The following is a 16076-nucleotide window of genomic DNA, read 5'->3' as shown; positions in this document are numbered from 1 at the left end:
CTGTGTTTACTGTTAAATCATTTCAGCCCCCTGATTTAACGACTTTTTTATGTGTTGCTATTTTTTGATCTGCGTATTGGGCAACATCTTTAATCACTAATTTTTGAATTGCAGAAATCAAGATTTCCATTGATGAAAATTCTGGATGATTACTTTTTGATGGAAGGGAAATAGTATCCTTCTGAATTTTTTTATTACTAATACTATCACCCCAAGAATATTTGTGATTTAAGCTTTTATGTACACAGGTAGCCAGATATAATTGAGTTGATTTTGTTTTTCCATTTTTACCTTTAAGACTTAAAATTAAATTATGACTATCATTAGAGTAAAAATCATTTTCTTGATAACTAACAACAAAAGTTTTACCACCAATAAAAATACAACCCCCATTTTCTAAATATCTTTTATCATAGGATATGTAAGAACTCACTCCATTATTCTCACTACTGGCACATAGATATGGTGTACTACCACTATTCTGTTTAATATCTCTAGAGAGAATAGAACCAGTATTTTTAACATCGAATATATCAACAACATTAAACTCATTAAATATCAAATCGTTATAGTTATCTAAAGCTTGTTGTTCTTCTATAGTTAAATTATAATCTTTCAATCCAGCCGCTGTTAAATACGCCTCCAGCTCCGCTATACGCTCCGCCTCCAGCTCCGCTATAAAGCCCTCAATAAAATCAAAATCTATTACATCATCATTAATTATAGGTAAATTTAGCCTTTGATTTTTTATAATATCAACACTAAAGCTAGAAGCTCCCCACGAAAAAGAGCTAAAAGATTTAATCATGATAGCTATAAAAAACTGGGCATTTTCTTTACCAAATCTTTCATATTTTGGTTTAAAAACCTTAATTTTATCCCCTGTAAAATATGGAGTTTCTTGATAGAACATTGTAGCGGTATCCTGACCAAAGGAAATGGTATTACCTTCATTGAGGTAGCGCTCATCTTCATTGATAAATCCTTTTTGACCGTTACAAGTCCGTGTCCTTACAATATACGGCCACTTCCCGACTTTAAAAACAGTCACTTTATTAGCATCAAATCGTTTTTTTGGCGTCGCTATATCGAATAAATCGCCAATAACAAACCCTCCCCACTTAACATTTTTTAATTTATCGTTAAGTGGGGATGTTATTTTCCCAAGCTGTCATCCCCGTCCTTATTTTTGAGTAAGTTAGAGACTTCCCATGAAAGATAATCAGCTACTGTTTTTTTGAAGTCTGCCAGCGTTGGCCTAGTATCAACAGGTATTGACTGATTCCAGTCTGCCCCATTATCAGGGTCAATCGTATTTTCAAAATACTCGCTTTCGGTCAGGATATTCAGCTTGTTTTTACCCAAACGGACTAAATCAATCACTTCCTGATAGCGTTCTTTGGCGTGATCGGTATCTTTAAGGTTCTTGCTCGCTTTTTTTCGGTTGGTGCGAGTATAGCCATCATGGGTAAAGTCGATAAATTTTACCATTTCATCCCTATGATGAGCTTCACCCACTTTAAATACATAGATATAGGTTTGAACACTGGATTTTCCAATAAACAGGTCAATAGGCATTTTAATGCTGGCAACTAGCGTGTTACTTTTAAGGATTTTTTTATTGTTCTCTTTAGCTTTACCAGAGCCAGCTGAACCTTGAATGATAATAGCTGCATATCCGCTATTCATCATAGTAAGCGCTTTTTCAACAAATATCATTCCATTGCCTTGAGCTGAATAAGGCGGATTCAAAACAAACGCATTTGCCGGAAAGTGTTTATCAGTTTGACCAAAACCGTATTTACCATCAAAATCTGTGAGTGAGTTTTTATTTAAAATATTAGAGCTACCATCGCCCATTAAAATCATATTTAAGATAGCCAGCATATAGACACTGGAGAGTAACTCTAACCCCAGAAGTTGTTCAGCTTTAATGCGTATCTCTTTACTTCTTAATGCTTCTGGTGAGGTAATGCTATTTTTTGCATCAATCAGCATTTCATTCATGGCCGCAACTAATAACCCAGCAGAGCCGGTTGCGAAATCCCAGACATAGGAATCTTTATTCACTCGGGCAAGTTTAACTAATAAGGTAGCGACATAAGAGGGCGTTAAAACGACATCGTTGAGTTTATCTTGTGTGAATCCTAACCAGCTATACATTTCATTAAACAGCTTGCCCGTAAAATCCGTAGTCAGTCCAATCTTGTAATAAATACCTAAATCGTCAACAATTTTAGTAAAAATCCGCTTAAGCTGACTTTCACCATTAATTACTTTATTAATATTATCTGTCATTAATGTATTTTGTAATGTGCGTATAATTAATGACTTTTTCGTCTCAGGTAATTCTTTATAATGTAAGAATGACTTTATTTTATTAATAATAATATCACCATCCGTATACCCCACTTCGGATGATGATGTTAATTCACTTTTTTCTAACGGTTTTACTTTATCAGGAATACCTATCGTAGCAATAATCGATGCAGCCACTAAATAAACGCGGTCATTTTCACCCAGTCCTTTTTCATTTTGGTAAATATCGTTATTCAGCTTAACTAAACAAGCATCGATTTCTCTTTCTTTTTTATTCTTAAGATTATCTAGCTCTTCGGGAGATAACTGTAATGCATTAACTCGCGCAATAAAGGAATCAAAGTTTTGCTCTGCTAAAAAAGAAAAATCGGAATACTCAGCAACTTTCTGACCCGCACCTAAATTGCTTTTTGATACATAGTAAACGCCAATATCGTGTTGTAACGTGCCAGTGTCATCAATGAAACCGGTCATTCCGATCGCAATAATGTCGGTATAACTCGTATGATGAAGTAAGGCATTGGCGTAATGTACGGCACCATTAACCGCATAATGATTGATATTTTTAAAATTAGGTTGGTTTTTAGATGTCTGATTATCAACGATCCCGTCAGTATTAAATTTAACCAAGTTATCTTTATAGCCCTTATACTCAATTAAAATGGGATAGGTATTCCCTTGTTTGTCTTTTAAAAGGAGTTTTACATCAGGTCTATTTCCACCAACCCCACCATTTTTAGAAAAATAATCATTAAGCGCTTTATCTATCTCGGAATTTAACGGGTTTTGCTCTAATTTATAGTCCAAATGGTAAGATTTAAGCCATCCATTCGCGAGATCAGCAATGTTGGGTTCGACAGATTGTAATTTAGCCATTTTTCTTTTTATTCCAAGTTTTATAAAAATATCAATAGATTAATTCGGTTATTTTACAGGTTTAATCTGATAAAAACGCTCCCCTTTTTTATTGGTAAATTCGTTTCCTATGACCTGTACACACGGCTTCTTATTACAGGTACTTATATCAGCAAGCGGAGCTTTCATCTCCCAGACAGCTTCCATCCGCTGCATCGCGGCAATCCGCGCGTAGCCGCTGTCGATAAAGTAAACCATGCCCCAAAGGCATCCTCCCATGACCGCAAGCATCGTCATAACGGATAAATCGCTGACTTCCACGATAGCGCGACATCTCGCGGCGCATGGCGTACACGGACTCTTGAGCCGCTTTAACCACCTGATTCAGGGCATTCACGGCAGGCTTCTGCTGCTCCAGTGCGGCTTGTTTTAACTCACGCTCAACCTGACGCACTGTCCAGCCCCGAGATAACCTGCGCAAGCTCTGCTGTCTGACTGCTTAACAGGGCAGACTCTCTCTGAAATTCGTCAATCAGCGCGGCAACCCGTTTTTCCTGCGCCTGCTGATGACCAATAAGGGCAGCTATTTGTTTAATCTCATCGTTCATAAACGTTCTCCTGAAGGGGCTGTTATCTGATATGGCTCGCTTGTTTCAGTCGCATCATACTTTTTCATAGTAAGCCTTTTGCTTTACGCCGATAGTACGTCGCACGATGAATGCCAAGAGCAGCCCAAGGCTTCAACTGCTCTATTGAGCTAGAGATGATGGGTCTACCACCGCCTTTACTAATCTTTCCGTCAATCATTCCAGATTCACACCAGTTATTAGCCATACGTCCCCCTTTCGCGCAACGTATGGCTTGAATCCGAGAAAATACAGAAGCGTTAAAGCGTTGATACGTCCATTTAGAAATACTTCTCGCAATGGCTTTCACTTCGTTTTCACCCAGCGGGAAAGAAAATTGTAAGTTGTAGGCGAGGGCTCTATCGAAACAGGCTTCAAACCATTGAGGCAAATCGGGCCAACCCCGTTTAATCGCCTTATAAGCCCACTGACGGGTTTTTTCGAAAATTGTACATGTTACCCAACCCGGCCCAGTCCATAATTTAAATCGATTAGAGGGGCATGAGAGGCCCTTAAATCAACATAATCGGCAAGCTCATCAAGTGTATAAGGCGCTGCTCGCCATTGAGTCACTTGCCAATCAGCATGATTCGGATTTTTACAGATCAAACCACCATATCTGGGATCGGCCTGCAGTTTCAGGCAAAGCGCCCTACCTTATGGCAGATCTGTTTTTTTGAACTCAACATGTGATAATATTCTCCTGTGATTTAGCTTCACGCCAATCGTACAGCCCTAAATATTCATGAACTTCTGCCAAGATAGACCTCATATTTGAGGATTACTCATATACTTTTCTACGGTGGCCTATAGTTGCAACCAAAATAATTAATTCTTCGTCAAAAATTTCACAAAGCACCCTATAATCGCCAATTCTGTATCGCCAAAACTCCCCTAAGTCACCCTTAAGAGATTTTCCAAATATTCTAGGATCATCACTACTTGCTATGCGCTTATCGAGATAATCCACAATTCTTTTTGCATTCTGCCTATCCATTTTTTTTAGAGATTTCAGTGCAGAATCAGCGTATTTAATCTTCCAGACCAAGAGATTTCCTTACATCCTCTGAACTATGAACCGTATCTTGGCCTTTTCGCACACGAGCCACAGTATTCGCAACAAGGTAGTAATCTTCCAAATCCTCCAAATGCATAAGAATTGCTTCACGTGCATAAAATGTCTTCGTGCGCCCTGTTCTTCTTGCTAAATTATCTAACCTATTTTCGATCTCATCCGGTAGACGTATCGCCAACATATTTTTCACCTCACAAATATATACATGTATATCAAATCATACGCATGTAGCAAAAAATGTCTAGCCTTACTTGCACATACGATATTCTAAGCGGTATAGTGATGTTGTTGCCCTAATGGGCAATCGGGTTTGATCTCCCGAGTACGAAAGCGGACATCCGCCGCTACATGCGGTTTTTTTATGTCTGTTGTAAACCAAAGTTACGCCTAATTATGGTGAGGCGTAGCGGGGGAGCTGAAAAGCTCGCCGGTTTCTTTCGTGCCGGTAGATCAATCCTGTTACGTCTTGCCACCCCGTTTGATCTCGGGGGCAAGGTTGAAAATTAACTATACGAAAGAGGCCGAAACTATGGCTACCATAAAACTCCGCTCTAAATTTATCGATACATATTGTATTATCTCCAGAAACTCCAATACCCCTTCAGGAAAAGTCCTATTTACACTCAACGAACGAAGAACATTTAACGTAATGTTCAAGGAAAATAGCCTTCTATGGATAGGCCGCAGGTCTGTTAGTGAGGGATTTCTATGAAAACTTTCAACCTAAAGCAAATCAAAAAATTCCGAAAGGTCTTTCCCGAGCTCACCACGTCAGAGCAACTTGAAACGGCGATGCTTTTTTCTTTGGGATTAACTAAAAAAGAAATTGCCGCGTTGCGGGAGGTCAGCTACAAGGCGGTAGAAGTCATGTTAGATCACATTAAAAAACGATGTCAGGTTCACTCTATCAACATGATGATGGCTCTATTTCAGGTGCGTTTGGTGTTCTTTGCATTGTCTGGATGTGCTGTAGAAAATCAATAATCTCTTTATTCACTCATTCGAGGTCATAAAAGTTCAGTTTTTACTATTTACTGGACTTTTATGACTGTTCCATACCCTAAAAAAAAACTGACCACTAGGGATTTTCCCGTCTGTATTGATCTCGAAATATTGTTAATACTGCCTACTCTAATGACCGCTTTTTTCAAAAAAAAGAGGGGATGAGTCAGATGCATTTCAACCCAAAAGACATTTCAAATCAGATAATTTATCACCTAACCCCTCATCCTCATCCCCACCACATCCGCGATAAAGTCTCTCGTTATCTTTATATGAATCCCGCAATGGCTGAACTATTGAATGTCCCAAAAGGGGTTCCTGTTGAAGGGAAACGGTTATCTGAAATCAAAACGGACATATCAGAATTTTTTGAAGGGATTCATCAGCAAGAGGAGAGGGTCATACAAAAAGAAACTGCTGTCTCTTTACTGATAACGGCGAATTTTGGAAAAGAAAACCATCTTCAACCCTACATTTTTGATATTCATCCCTTCTTTGATGAAACAGGCCAGCTTATCGGCACCCTCGCAGAAGCCAGACAATGTCAATTCTTCTCACTCTTGGACTATATCCAGGGTAAATCACCCAAAACATTAACCCCTTCACTCCTCAATACGATGTTGACTCAACGCGAACTTGAAATCATTTTTTATGGTTATCAGGGGTTAAGTAGCAAAGAAGTGGCGGAATATTTAAAAATATCTCATAGAACAGTGGATAATACATTACGGAGAATTCATGAAAAAATGGGGGGTCATCACCAGAAAGGATTCAGAAAATATATTCAAGATAGCGGACTGAATCAGTTTATTCCCCAACATCTATTGGCATCAAGTATTCAGATCATTGATTGACTCAATCATCCCTATAATGTTGTAAAAAAGGGCCTTTGTGATTTTTTAAGCCGCATGATGAGGGCGTTGGCTTAAATCCCCTTGTCCGTTAAGCAAACCTTCAATCGAAATATCTTCATTTAATCCTTCCCAATGTATCCCTCGAGCACTTAATTCAAATTGTTGGCGATCCTGCTCCGTAGCGTTCAATAATTTAGGAAACCACACCAAGGGGACACCCAATGTGCGGGCATCATTGAGCTCAACCCAGAGATAAGAATCATCAAACCGAACCTGTTTAGCTAAAATACTCATTCCACGCCTCCTCTAATAATATTTTATGTTTTTCTATGACAAGATGAATCTCTTTTAATTCACGGACGTTGAAGCCATCGTTACGGGCGAGTTGAACTCGTGGAATTAACCAAAATTTTGCTTCATTTTCTGCATTTCTGATATGAAGTATGTGCAGGTTCACGCGGATTACCCTCATTGGAGTAAAAAAAAATTGATACGCTTTAAATTGGGTCTATCCCAACAAAGGTACGAAAGAGGCTGTCAATCAGGGTAAAAATTATTATCCATAATCTCGTCAAACGTCCACGGGCAAGACTTAGGAAATACTGCACGCTTGATGTTGGTTTCGCGCTCGGCACCAATCACAGCATCGCCATAAGCTTCTTCAATGATTAACGTCAGCTTATTTTTGAGGCTTGGGTTATTGGAAAGCACTCTCATCGATTTCCGACGCTGCTCTTCAATGGTGAGTTTCCAGCTCCTGCTCTGGCATTCTGACTGATACTGAAACTTGAGAAGATGAATAAATAACACCTGGAGACGTGATTCAAGCCCTCTTTGTTCACTCCGCCCCATTGCTTCTATCTCCTCCAGTAAATTTTCTGTATCTAACTCATTGAAATTCCGGGCACGGAGCAAATCTGCTTGCTCTTGGCTCCAACCGTAAAAATCACTGTCATAATGGGTTGTCATATCTTCCTCGCTGTTTCAAAACGCCGTATTAATTTTTAATGTCAAAAACTCATGCCATAGTATGGTGCGTGCTTCTTAGCTCGTGCCTGTTCCTGTTGGTGACGAATAGCTGAATTCAGCGTCTGTTCGTTTTGTAGAGCTTGCTCAATTCCATCAGTTGATTACTTAAGTTGTTTACTTGCTTCTGTAATTGGGTGTTCTCTGCTGAGGTAATTGCTAACATCTTCTGCAACTCGTTTTGCGCTTCGCTTAAGACTTTCTGTTGATTCGTAAATTTCCGCTCCAGATTTAATAATCCATTCAACAAGTGATTTTCTAGTTCCGTCACTTAATATCCCTCCGGTATCATCCAATCGCTTTTCTTGCCGAATACCCCTTTTTTCTTGTTTATCCGAATGCATAGCGTCCGATTCTCCCCACACTGACTGAATTGAATCTTTGCGCCTTCTCGATCCAATTTCTTGGCTGACCCCTGCATTTGAATTATCTGCTCTCCGTAATAACTCATGGTTAGCCAACTGCCGCTGAAGATACCCAGTGAGAGGCTCAATCCGATGATCAACGGCCAGAGTATTCGGCTTCTGAATACTTTCCATCCCATACTTTCGTTCTGGTTGCGGATATCGGTTTTGATGGTATTCAGCTCTTGCTGTAATATGACCTTCAAGGCGTTGCGTAAATCGTTGAGCTGCTGCCTTGTCAGGTTTTGAATAGTCTCGTTCTCTTGCGCTATCTGATTTTTCAATCGTTCGGCTAACGCTGTAGTCTCTTGCATACAGTGCCCCCTTTAATCTCCAGCGTTTGCCACTTTCTGGTTCACAAACGGTGATGTAATCACTTCCAGTACGAGGTATTTCAAACCCCAACTCTTTCACTTGAGTTACCAGATCCTCATGACAACCTATGAGTCCCTGTATGGCTCTCTGAGACATGATCGTATCAATCATTACGTGAACATCACCTAAAGGTTTATCGCCGTTCCTGATAGTTTCTGCGGCGATTTTAAGGGTATGGTCTGGCGTCTTCATATTTCTGGTGCGATTTGGATCAGTTGGATCAGCAAGCCCATACTTTGCGTTTATTTCACTACGAAAGTCATCAAAATGTTTCTGTACAAGCTTTCCAGGAGGCCTAATATTTAAACTTTTACCAGTGCTCAGCTCAACTCTTGGTGTTACAAAATGCAGTTCATGATGTCCTGCATGAGTGTGTTTAACCCATAAAATATTGTATTGGTCGGGCTGCAATCCTGCGAAAGCTACCTGCTCAAATCTGTTTATAATTTCTTCTTCCTGCTTTGATGTTATTTGCTCATTTGGCGCAAATGACAATACTCCACTGGTGTATTTATATTCAAATTCAAGCGAATCAATCAGCTGACAAGTTAGCTCTGCATCACCTCTCAGCGTCACAGGTTTCGCATTCTCCCGTCCCAAGCGATCCTAGGCCGTTAGATAATCAATCGGCGCTTTACCGCCCCCTTTTCCGTATCGAGAGAATCCTACAATCATTCACTTATTTCCCTTATTTCTTGTTCGATGGCGATTAGGTGGGATACTACTTCAATCGCTGATGCTGCCTCTTTGTGTGTATTTACCCAACGCGCAATCATGTTTAAGTTGGCATTGATTCGATTAAGCATAGCTACTCGCTTTTTCTCATCAGTTCGATTCCTCACTCTGACTTTATTTAAATGATTGCGAACAAGTTCAGACATCGACATTTCTGCCGATTTTGAAAGTTGCTGAAGCCGCTCCCACTCCGTATCAGAAAACCTGACACGTAACATGTTATTTTTCTTTTCCATGAATAAAATTTAACTTAAATTTTTTGATTTAGCTAATTTAACAAGGCTACCCGATGTTGCTGGGGGGAGCGAAGCGAGCCGTAGCAACATCGGGGCTTGCCAGAGGGCGCTGCCCCCTGGACCCCCAAAATTCAAACCCCGCTTAACATGGGTATGGTTTCCCGAAGGGAGGCCATACCCTTTTGAAAGGGTAATCGGGTCTCCATTTTGTCAATGCCAAACCCTAACGGGTGCTTCGCCCGCATTGACAAAATTCCGTCCCTTAAAAGCCTAGGGCACCAAAACTTGCGTCAAGACGCAAAAATTTAAAAGATTTTAAAAGACTTTAAAAATTGGTTTTAAAAAAGCAGGTAACGCTCGCCGCAAGAACGGCCTTCGCGAAGCGGAGGCCGTTCGAGGAAGCGGAATATCATCTGAAATTACAGAGAAACTGGGTCACTCTGATGGTGAATAGAAATTCTTGGTTTTAGGTTCGATTAAATAACAATGATAAGTCAGAAAGAGTTAAAAAAATCTTGGTTGTATTGCGATGGTTAAAGTGGTTAAAAGTCCTTTAATAGAAATAGAAATAGAAATAGAATTATATAAAAAAATACAAGTAATTGATTTATATATTTTTTATATGTCTTGTTTTAGAACAATATTTGTCGATATAGATGCCATATTTGGCATAGAGCTATGCCATGATGTATCAGTTGGATAAAATTTGAGGTCAGCGAATGGACAGCAAAGAACAGGTAAAAAAATTACAAAAAGAACTAACCCAAACCCGTGCCTTGCTTAGCAATACAGTTGATACGTTGCAAGAAGAAAGACTACTAGCTTCTACTACTAAGAATAGGGTTGTTGGTGGTTATTACATGATGTCACGACAGGCAGAGAAAAATTTAAGAGCGCTTCAAGGCAAGAATCCTGCAGCATCATTGGTTTTTAGTGTGTTACGTGAGCCTATTTTCATATGCTCAAATTCTCGGCCAGCTTCACGTCGCGCTTGAACTGACCGGAATAGATCGCCAAACGCATCAGATTCCCAACTGCTTAAACAAGTCGGATGGGCTGGAAGCGTGAAACACATCTTCACCTTGCTTACCCTTGAGAATCGTCTCGGCGGTAAGTGCATTAGGGGTTTCTCTGTATGCGATGTAAAGGCGCATCAGATCACGGATGATTTGAGCGGCGGGGCGATGGCGGCCGGATGCCTCGGCTGAAACGGTGAACGCCATTCAGGCTTTGGCGAAAACGGAACGGTCGCCTATGAAAAAGCCCGGTTTAACCGGGCTTGAAGGGAGGGCAGGGAGATGCTGCGGCGTACTCGAAAGAATAGCCAAAATCGGGGTTTGAGGAGTAACGGAACCAAAAACACCGTTCTGGTTGACGGTAAGAGGGGTAAACCGGTGGATGATGCAGCTGCCCCGCTGGGTGCGCTGGCGAGCCTGAATGAACTGTCAGGGACAATCCGAAGTGGTTAGACTGGAAAATCAGGGGGCAGGAACTGCTCAATAGGAAAAACTCAGACGGCTCTGCATAACAGAACAGCCATAAAACGCCATGAGAAGCCCGCAACGGGTTTTTCTTGTTTCAGTGGTGGAATTTTTACATCGCTGTAGTCAGGGAAAAGCGCCTGTAGCGCCATTTAACCCCATTTCCTGCCAAAGCCGTGAGCGAAGCGAACTGAATTTTACGGACATGACAGCGATTCAGTAGCCTGATGGTCGGAGACAAAAGGAATGTTCAGCGAGTTTCCCGAGCTTGCGAGGAAGCTATCTCAGTGTTTTGGGGTTTAAGGTCTGTTTTGAGCGGAGCAAACGACGTTTGCGACATCCTTATTTCACCAAGGCGGTTAAAGCATACCGCACGTGCCAACGTATTTTTCGATTCTCCCTTATTTAATCCCGCCGTCACCCGTTGCCGCAGGCCTGGGTCAAGCAACCAATCCAGTGAAAAAATGGTGCGCTCGATGCGTCCTATTTCACGCAGAGCACGTGCCAGGCCATTCTGGCGTGGATAGCTGGCAAGTTTGCTCAACATGAGAGATGCTGTCACTGTTCCCTGCTTGGTGGACGTGGCCAGGTGGAGATATTCAGACCATTGCGAGCGAATGATTTTCTGGTTAATGATTTTGTCACCTAAAAAATTCGATAGCGCTGGATAATTTTTTGGCTCATCAGGCACATACAGATTCTTGTCTTTGAGATCACGTATCCGTGGTGCAAAACGGTAGCCAAGGGGTGGGCACAGCCCAAATATGTGATCGGTAAAACCGTTGGTATCGGTATAGTGCTCCTCAATGCGTAGCTCTGATTCGTGATACAGCAAACCATCAAGCACATGTGTTGCATCTCGTATCGTCGAGGTGATGGCTTTGATGTGATAGGGGGCGTATTGATCTGAAATATGCGTGTAAAAGTTAATCTCAGGATCAGTCCCGTAACGTAAATTGACTTGGCCAGTTTGTCCGCCACGACCACCAACCTTGAAGTTTTGCCCATCGGATGATGAGGTTTTCCCCTCTCCCCAATGGGCGGCGAATGGTAGCCGGTGCTGGAAATTGACCAGTTCAGCCAATCCTTTAGAATACGATTCATCACGAACGTGCCAGGCTCGAAGCGTGTCAAGTTTATTAAAGGTAGCTCCCGGACAGGCTTCTGCCATTTTTGCTAATCCCAGATTGATGGCATCTGCCAGTATAACTGTCAGCAATGATATGCGATCTTTGGGTAAGGAATGATGCGGCGGATGCGCTGGCGATTTGTGAAGCGGTTCGTCGGCCACATATGCGTTTTGTTCCTGTTAAAGATGAAGAACAACAGTCAATGCAATGCTTGCACCGTACCCGACAGGGATTTATTGAAGGGCGGACTGCATCTTATAACCGTCTTCGTGGATTAGTCTCTGAATTTGGTTTCATTGCACCACAACGTACGGAATCGTTACGCCGCCTGGTTGCAGAGCACAGGGAAAACCTAGCAGGATGGGTCCGGCATTGCATCGATACTCTGCTAGAACATATTGATGCCATTGAGTTGAAAATTGCTGAGTATGATCGCATCCTGGCAACAATCGCTAAGCAGGATAGCCGCAGCCAAAATCTGATGAAACTCAAAGGGGTGGGTCCAACAACGGCGAGTGCGCTGGTTGCTAATTGGCACTGCTCATGATTTTAAAAATGGGCGTCAGTTGGCAGCTTGGCCCGGTTTAACACCGTCACAGTACAGTAGTGGGGGAAAATCCAGACTGGGAAAAATCACCAAAGCGGGTGATGCCTACTTACGCACCTTGCTTGTCCAAGGAGCACGTTCTGTCATGATTGGTGTGGAGAAGCAACAAGATCCTTTCAGTCAGTGGGTGAGTTCGCTGATCAACCGCCGAGGTTACTGGCGTACTGCTGTGGCAATCGCAGCCAAAAATGCCCGTTTATGTTGGGCGTCCCTGTTTTATGGTGATGACTTCAGGTTCTACAATAAGTCATTTAATTGACTCAGTAAAAATATCTTATCTGAACTGTCAGCGTTGATGTAAAAGGGTTAGACCCCCGTGAGGCATTTCTGTAAAAGTACTGGATATTATTATCCGTTTAGCGAACGAGAATCTTACGAGCGTCTTTCATCAGGGTCCGAATCGATAATGATTCATCATGGCCGTTTATAGTACCGCAGTCTTATCCCTTTAACTTCAGTGATAGATAGCCAGACAGAAAAAACCGGGGTTGACTAATCGGGGAAGCCCTTATAGTACTTTAATTTCCCTTTCGTCAAACGACCCCTTGTTCATCCCCATTCCCAACATAGTAACGCGGGTCAAAGTCATAGGAATCCTGAAATCCCCCAGTATGTTTCTTTCTACGCCGAGCAGGCGGAGCCTCTTTGTACGCCAAGCGGGCCGTTCTGTTGACATCCACCCTTCCCTAAGCTGAGGTTGAGCAAGTGTTAGAAATCTACTGGCATATTGCCTTCTGAATTTGTAGTGGACATAAGATACTCATAAACGGAGGTTTTTGATAAGTCTTATTACATCCCTTTCGTGGTATGTAAAATCAATACGTTACCTTTCTCATAAATAGTTCTTGAAATAGTATTCTTAAATACTTAACATGACAATGAGTTTCGATAATAAGGAGAAGAGCGTGGAACAACTCAATCGCATTACCCAAGAGCCTAATGTCATGGGCGGCAAAGCCTGTATTCGTGGCATGCGTGTGACGGTAGGTATGGTCGTGGGCCAAATTGGCGCTGGACATAATATTGATGAAATTCTCGCCGATTACCCTTATCTCGAACGTGAAGATATTATGCAGGCGCTTCGCTATGCAGCATGGTTGTCTGAAGAACGTGAAGTAATGTTAGCAAACGCATGAAATTACTGATAGATATGAACTTATCTCCACGCTGGAGCAACGTGTTGGCCACTGCAGGTATTGACGCTGTTCACTGGTCAACGCTAGGGGCGAATAATGCACCGGATTCAGAAATCATGGCCTACGCCAGAACGAATGATTACATAGTACTCACCCACGATCTGGATTTTAGTGCCATCCTTGCAGTGACCCACGGTGAAAAACCTAGCGTTATCCAAGTCCGTACCAACGATGTCAGCCCTGATGTCATTGGTAAGCAGATTGTCGCTGCTCTAAATCAGATGGCCTCAGAACTAGAAGCAGGAGCCTTGCTCACTGTAGACACAAACCGGACACGCCTGCGTGTACTGCCATTGCAACAAAAACACTAATATGTTAATTGGCTACGCTCGCGTATCTACCCAAGATCAAAATCTTGCTCTTCAGATTGAAGCGTTAACCAAAGCAGGTTGCAAAAAAATCTTCGAAGATAAGAGTAGTGGTAGCCGAGCTCAGAGACCTGGTCTTGTCAAAGTACTAGAAATACTACGTGAAGGTGACACGCTCGTTGTATGGAAACTGGACAGGCTGGGTCGTAGTGTTAAAAATCTGGTTGATTTAGTCGGTGAATTGCACAAACAAAACATCCATTTTAAAAGCCTTACTGATGCCATCGACACAGGAACCGCTTCTGGTCGGTTCTTCTTTCACGTTATGGCCAGTTTAGCAGAGATGGAGCGAGAGCTGACCGTTGAGCGAACTCGCGCAGGACTGGAAGTCGCCAGGCAGTTAGGACGCAAAGGGGGGAGAAAGCGCCAGATGACTGATAGCAAAATCGAATCTGCAAAAAAATTACTGGCTAATGGCATCCCCCCTCGTGACGTGGCCAAGAATCTTGGCGTGTCGGTTCCCACGCTTTATCGCTGGATCCCTGCATCAACTTACCTTTAAGGGCACTGTTGCAACTAGGCAGTGATGGTAAACTGATGACATATTGTTGCCGGAGGAGAAGCTGATGGCTCCTTTCCGTGGTCGTCATTTTGAACCTGAGGTCATTCTGTGGGCGGTACGCTGTTACTGCAAACAGGGGATCAGCTAACGCGAGCTAAAGGAAATGCTGTCTGAGCGGGGGGTCAAGGTTGCTCCCACCCCGATTTACCGTTGGGTTCAACGCTATGCCCCTGAAATAGAAAAGCGACTGCGGTGATGCTGGCGTCACTCACCCTTCCGATCTCTGCCCGTGGCCCATCGATGAAACGTACGTGAAGGTGAATGGCGGCTGGGCTTGTCTTTACCGGGCTCTGGACAGCAGGGGCTATACTCTCGACTTTTATCTTTCCCCTATGGACATGGGAAAGGAGTCATACAATTGTTGCGACGTTTTGTGTTCGTTTATTGTCTGATTAATCTTTTTATATTGGGGATAGATTCGTAATTACTTCTAAAAGGATTAATATCTAATCCCCCTCTACGGGTATATCTCGCAAAAACGGTTAATTTTTCAGGACGACAATATTTTTTGATATCCAGGAATATTCTTTCTACGCACTGTTCATGGAATTCATGATGCCGTCGAAATGAGATGATATATCTGAGTAACTTTTCTCTGTCTATTTTATTTCCTTCATATTTGATAAAAACACTGCCCCAATCGGGTTGATGGGTGACCAGGCAATTGGATTTTAAAAGATGTGACATCAAAGTTTCACTGACAAAAGGGGCCGTTTCCTGGGTTGCGTCCTTTAAATACCCCTCATTAAAACGGTAATCATCGACCTGTATGTCTATGTCATCGATATTCACTCCCTCAGGGTGATGAATGTGTAAATCATCATTTTTCATTCCTTCAAAGACAGTTACTGAAACGGCTCCCATAGCGGTGTTAGAGAGATCTTTTGATAAAACAGATTGAAGTGATTTTGAGGAATCAAAATGGGATTGGTTTAAACTATTGAGATATAGTTTTAATGATTTTGATTCAATTAAATTTTTTGATTGGGCCGGTACCTTAAATTCAGCCATGCCAACCATCGGTTTTCCTTTTTGATTTAACCAGGACAGCTCAAAGGCAGTCCATAAGTCAAATCCATCAAAAGGAAGCGTGTCGTCGATCAGCCCTATTTTTTCTCTGCCTAACGCTCTGGCGACAGGCTCTAATAAAGAAGGCGTATAGGTTTCTATATAATCTGATTTTTCACCCAGATGTTTTGCATAAATACCGTCATTATCCTGCATT

21 protein-coding genes and 5 pseudogenes are annotated in these 16076 nt (G+C 42.1%); 9 read left to right on the top strand and 17 right to left on the bottom strand.

Annotated features, from left to right (window positions below):
- Positions 1–22 precede the first annotated feature (22 nt).
- From AACL23_RS09375 to relB, 8 genes are all read right to left on the bottom strand, one after another.
- Positions 23–1159 (bottom strand): restriction endonuclease subunit S, encoded by a 1137-nt coding sequence (locus AACL23_RS09375; RefSeq protein ID WP_339051662.1) that lies wholly within the window; start codon positions 1157–1159, stop codon positions 23–25.
- The gene (locus AACL23_RS09370; RefSeq protein ID WP_100096404.1) at positions 1156–3195 is read right to left on the bottom strand and encodes an HsdM family class I SAM-dependent methyltransferase; all 2040 of its coding nucleotides are present in this window, start codon (positions 3193–3195) and stop codon (positions 1156–1158) included. Before AACL23_RS09370 ends, AACL23_RS09375 begins: the two co-directional genes overlap by 4 nt.
- Positions 3196–3243: 48 nt before the next feature.
- Positions 3244–3495 carry a hypothetical protein gene (locus tag AACL23_RS09365; protein ID WP_339051334.1) on the bottom strand — a complete coding sequence of 84 codons (252 nt, stop codon included), beginning with the start codon at positions 3493–3495 and terminating at the stop codon, positions 3244–3246.
- A gap of 119 nt (positions 3496–3614) precedes the next feature.
- On the bottom strand, positions 3615–3782 hold the full coding sequence (locus tag AACL23_RS09360; protein ID WP_320410312.1) for a hypothetical protein: 168 nt from the start codon (positions 3780–3782) through the stop codon (positions 3615–3617).
- Positions 3783–3846: 64 nt separating this feature from the next.
- Complete coding sequence (locus tag AACL23_RS09355; RefSeq protein ID WP_100096403.1) at positions 3847–4248, bottom strand: primase C-terminal domain-containing protein; 402 nt, start codon at positions 4246–4248, stop codon at positions 3847–3849.
- An 8-nt stretch (positions 4249–4256) separates the two neighbouring features.
- The gene (locus AACL23_RS09350; RefSeq protein ID WP_095034142.1) at positions 4257–4442 is read right to left on the bottom strand and encodes a replication initiation protein; all 186 of its coding nucleotides are present in this window, start codon (positions 4440–4442) and stop codon (positions 4257–4259) included.
- Positions 4443–4581: 139 nt separating this feature from the next.
- Positions 4582–4848 (bottom strand): type II toxin-antitoxin system RelE family toxin, encoded by a 267-nt coding sequence (locus AACL23_RS09345; RefSeq protein WP_095034143.1) that lies wholly within the window; start codon positions 4846–4848, stop codon positions 4582–4584.
- Positions 4832–5056, bottom strand: a complete 225-nt coding sequence (relB, locus tag AACL23_RS09340; protein ID WP_015873554.1) for a type II toxin-antitoxin system RelB family antitoxin — start codon at positions 5054–5056, stop codon at positions 4832–4834. Before relB ends, AACL23_RS09345 begins: the two co-directional genes overlap by 17 nt.
- A 527-nt stretch (positions 5057–5583) precedes the next feature.
- Here relB and AACL23_RS09335 point away from each other — a divergent pair.
- Positions 5584–5859, top strand: a complete 276-nt coding sequence (locus AACL23_RS09335) for a helix-turn-helix transcriptional regulator (protein ID WP_015873553.1) — start codon at positions 5584–5586, stop codon at positions 5857–5859.
- A 179-nt stretch (positions 5860–6038) separates the two neighbouring features.
- The gene (locus tag AACL23_RS09330) at positions 6039–6731 is read left to right on the top strand and encodes a helix-turn-helix transcriptional regulator (protein WP_100096402.1); all 693 of its coding nucleotides are present in this window, start codon (positions 6039–6041) and stop codon (positions 6729–6731) included.
- 45 nt (positions 6732–6776) lie between these two features.
- Here AACL23_RS09330 and AACL23_RS09325 read toward each other — a convergent pair whose 3' ends face one another.
- The 6 genes and pseudogenes from AACL23_RS09325 to AACL23_RS09305 form a co-directional block, all read right to left on the bottom strand.
- Complete coding sequence (locus tag AACL23_RS09325) at positions 6777–7025, bottom strand: DUF2442 domain-containing protein (RefSeq protein WP_100096401.1); 249 nt, start codon at positions 7023–7025, stop codon at positions 6777–6779.
- Positions 7009–7219 (bottom strand): annotated as a pseudogene (locus AACL23_RS09320) (DUF4160 domain-containing protein). Before AACL23_RS09320 ends, AACL23_RS09325 begins: the two are co-directional and overlap by 17 nt.
- A 49-nt stretch (positions 7220–7268) precedes the next feature.
- On the bottom strand, positions 7269–7700 hold the full coding sequence (locus tag AACL23_RS09315; RefSeq protein ID WP_015873550.1) for a DUF29 domain-containing protein: 432 nt from the start codon (positions 7698–7700) through the stop codon (positions 7269–7271).
- 115 nt (positions 7701–7815) lie between these two features.
- Positions 7816–8028 (bottom strand): MbeD/MobD family mobilization/exclusion protein, encoded by a 213-nt coding sequence (locus tag AACL23_RS10330; protein WP_015873549.1) that lies wholly within the window; start codon positions 8026–8028, stop codon positions 7816–7818.
- A 745-nt stretch (positions 8029–8773) separates the two neighbouring features.
- A pseudogene (locus AACL23_RS10325) lies at positions 8774–9112 on the bottom strand (relaxase/mobilization nuclease domain-containing protein); the annotation flags it as partial.
- A 95-nt stretch (positions 9113–9207) separates the two neighbouring features.
- A complete protein-coding gene (locus AACL23_RS09305; RefSeq protein ID WP_095034147.1) occupies positions 9208–9507 on the bottom strand; it encodes a plasmid mobilization protein in 300 nt (99 codons plus the stop codon).
- A gap of 719 nt (positions 9508–10226) precedes the next feature.
- On the opposite strand from AACL23_RS09305, the gene AACL23_RS09300 reads away from it, so the two are divergent.
- Positions 10227–10502, top strand: a complete 276-nt coding sequence (locus tag AACL23_RS09300; protein WP_100096397.1) for a hypothetical protein — start codon at positions 10227–10229, stop codon at positions 10500–10502.
- A gap of 27 nt (positions 10503–10529) precedes the next feature.
- Here AACL23_RS09300 and AACL23_RS09295 read toward each other — a convergent pair whose 3' ends face one another.
- The gene (locus AACL23_RS09295; RefSeq protein WP_044612297.1) at positions 10530–10730 is read right to left on the bottom strand and encodes a hypothetical protein; all 201 of its coding nucleotides are present in this window, start codon (positions 10728–10730) and stop codon (positions 10530–10532) included.
- A 75-nt stretch (positions 10731–10805) separates the two neighbouring features.
- Between AACL23_RS09295 and AACL23_RS09290 the strand changes: the two genes are divergently transcribed.
- Complete coding sequence (locus AACL23_RS09290) at positions 10806–10976, top strand: hypothetical protein (RefSeq protein WP_158530929.1); 171 nt, start codon at positions 10806–10808, stop codon at positions 10974–10976.
- Between the two features lie 352 nt (positions 10977–11328).
- Here AACL23_RS09290 and AACL23_RS09285 read toward each other — a convergent pair.
- Positions 11329–12246, bottom strand: a pseudogene (locus tag AACL23_RS09285) (Tn3 family transposase); the annotation flags it as partial.
- Here AACL23_RS09285 and AACL23_RS09280 point away from each other — a divergent pair.
- The 5 genes and pseudogenes from AACL23_RS09280 to AACL23_RS09255 form a co-directional block, all read left to right on the top strand.
- Positions 12228–12984 (top strand): annotated as a pseudogene (locus AACL23_RS09280) (IS110 family transposase); the annotation flags it as partial. The pseudogenes AACL23_RS09285 and AACL23_RS09280 overlap by 19 nt on opposite strands.
- A gap of 646 nt (positions 12985–13630) precedes the next feature.
- Positions 13631–13861, top strand: a complete 231-nt coding sequence (locus tag AACL23_RS09270; protein ID WP_044612295.1) for a DUF433 domain-containing protein — start codon at positions 13631–13633, stop codon at positions 13859–13861.
- On the top strand, positions 13858–14232 hold the full coding sequence (locus AACL23_RS09265) for a DUF5615 family PIN-like protein (protein ID WP_100096396.1): 375 nt from the start codon (positions 13858–13860) through the stop codon (positions 14230–14232). The genes AACL23_RS09270 and AACL23_RS09265 overlap by 4 nt, the downstream gene beginning before the upstream one ends.
- 1 nt (position 14233) lies before the next feature.
- Positions 14234–14791 (top strand): recombinase family protein, encoded by a 558-nt coding sequence (locus tag AACL23_RS09260; RefSeq protein WP_100096395.1) that lies wholly within the window; start codon positions 14234–14236, stop codon positions 14789–14791.
- Positions 14792–14855: 64 nt separating this feature from the next.
- Positions 14856–15207, top strand: a pseudogene (locus AACL23_RS09255) (IS6 family transposase); the annotation flags it as partial.
- A gap of 25 nt (positions 15208–15232) precedes the next feature.
- On the opposite strand, the gene queF reads toward AACL23_RS09255, so the two are convergent.
- On the bottom strand, positions 15233–16075 hold the full coding sequence (gene queF / locus AACL23_RS09250) for an NADPH-dependent 7-cyano-7-deazaguanine reductase QueF (RefSeq protein WP_100096394.1): 843 nt from the start codon (positions 16073–16075) through the stop codon (positions 15233–15235).
- Between the last annotated feature and the right edge of the window lies 1 nt (position 16076).

Source organism: Candidatus Williamhamiltonella endosymbiont of Tuberolachnus salignus (genome assembly GCF_964019775.1).
Classification (GTDB): domain Bacteria; phylum Pseudomonadota; class Gammaproteobacteria; order Enterobacterales; family Enterobacteriaceae; genus Hamiltonella; species Hamiltonella defendens.
The sequence above is the reverse complement of the archived record's forward strand: the minus strand, read 5'-3'. Positions and strand labels throughout refer to the sequence as shown.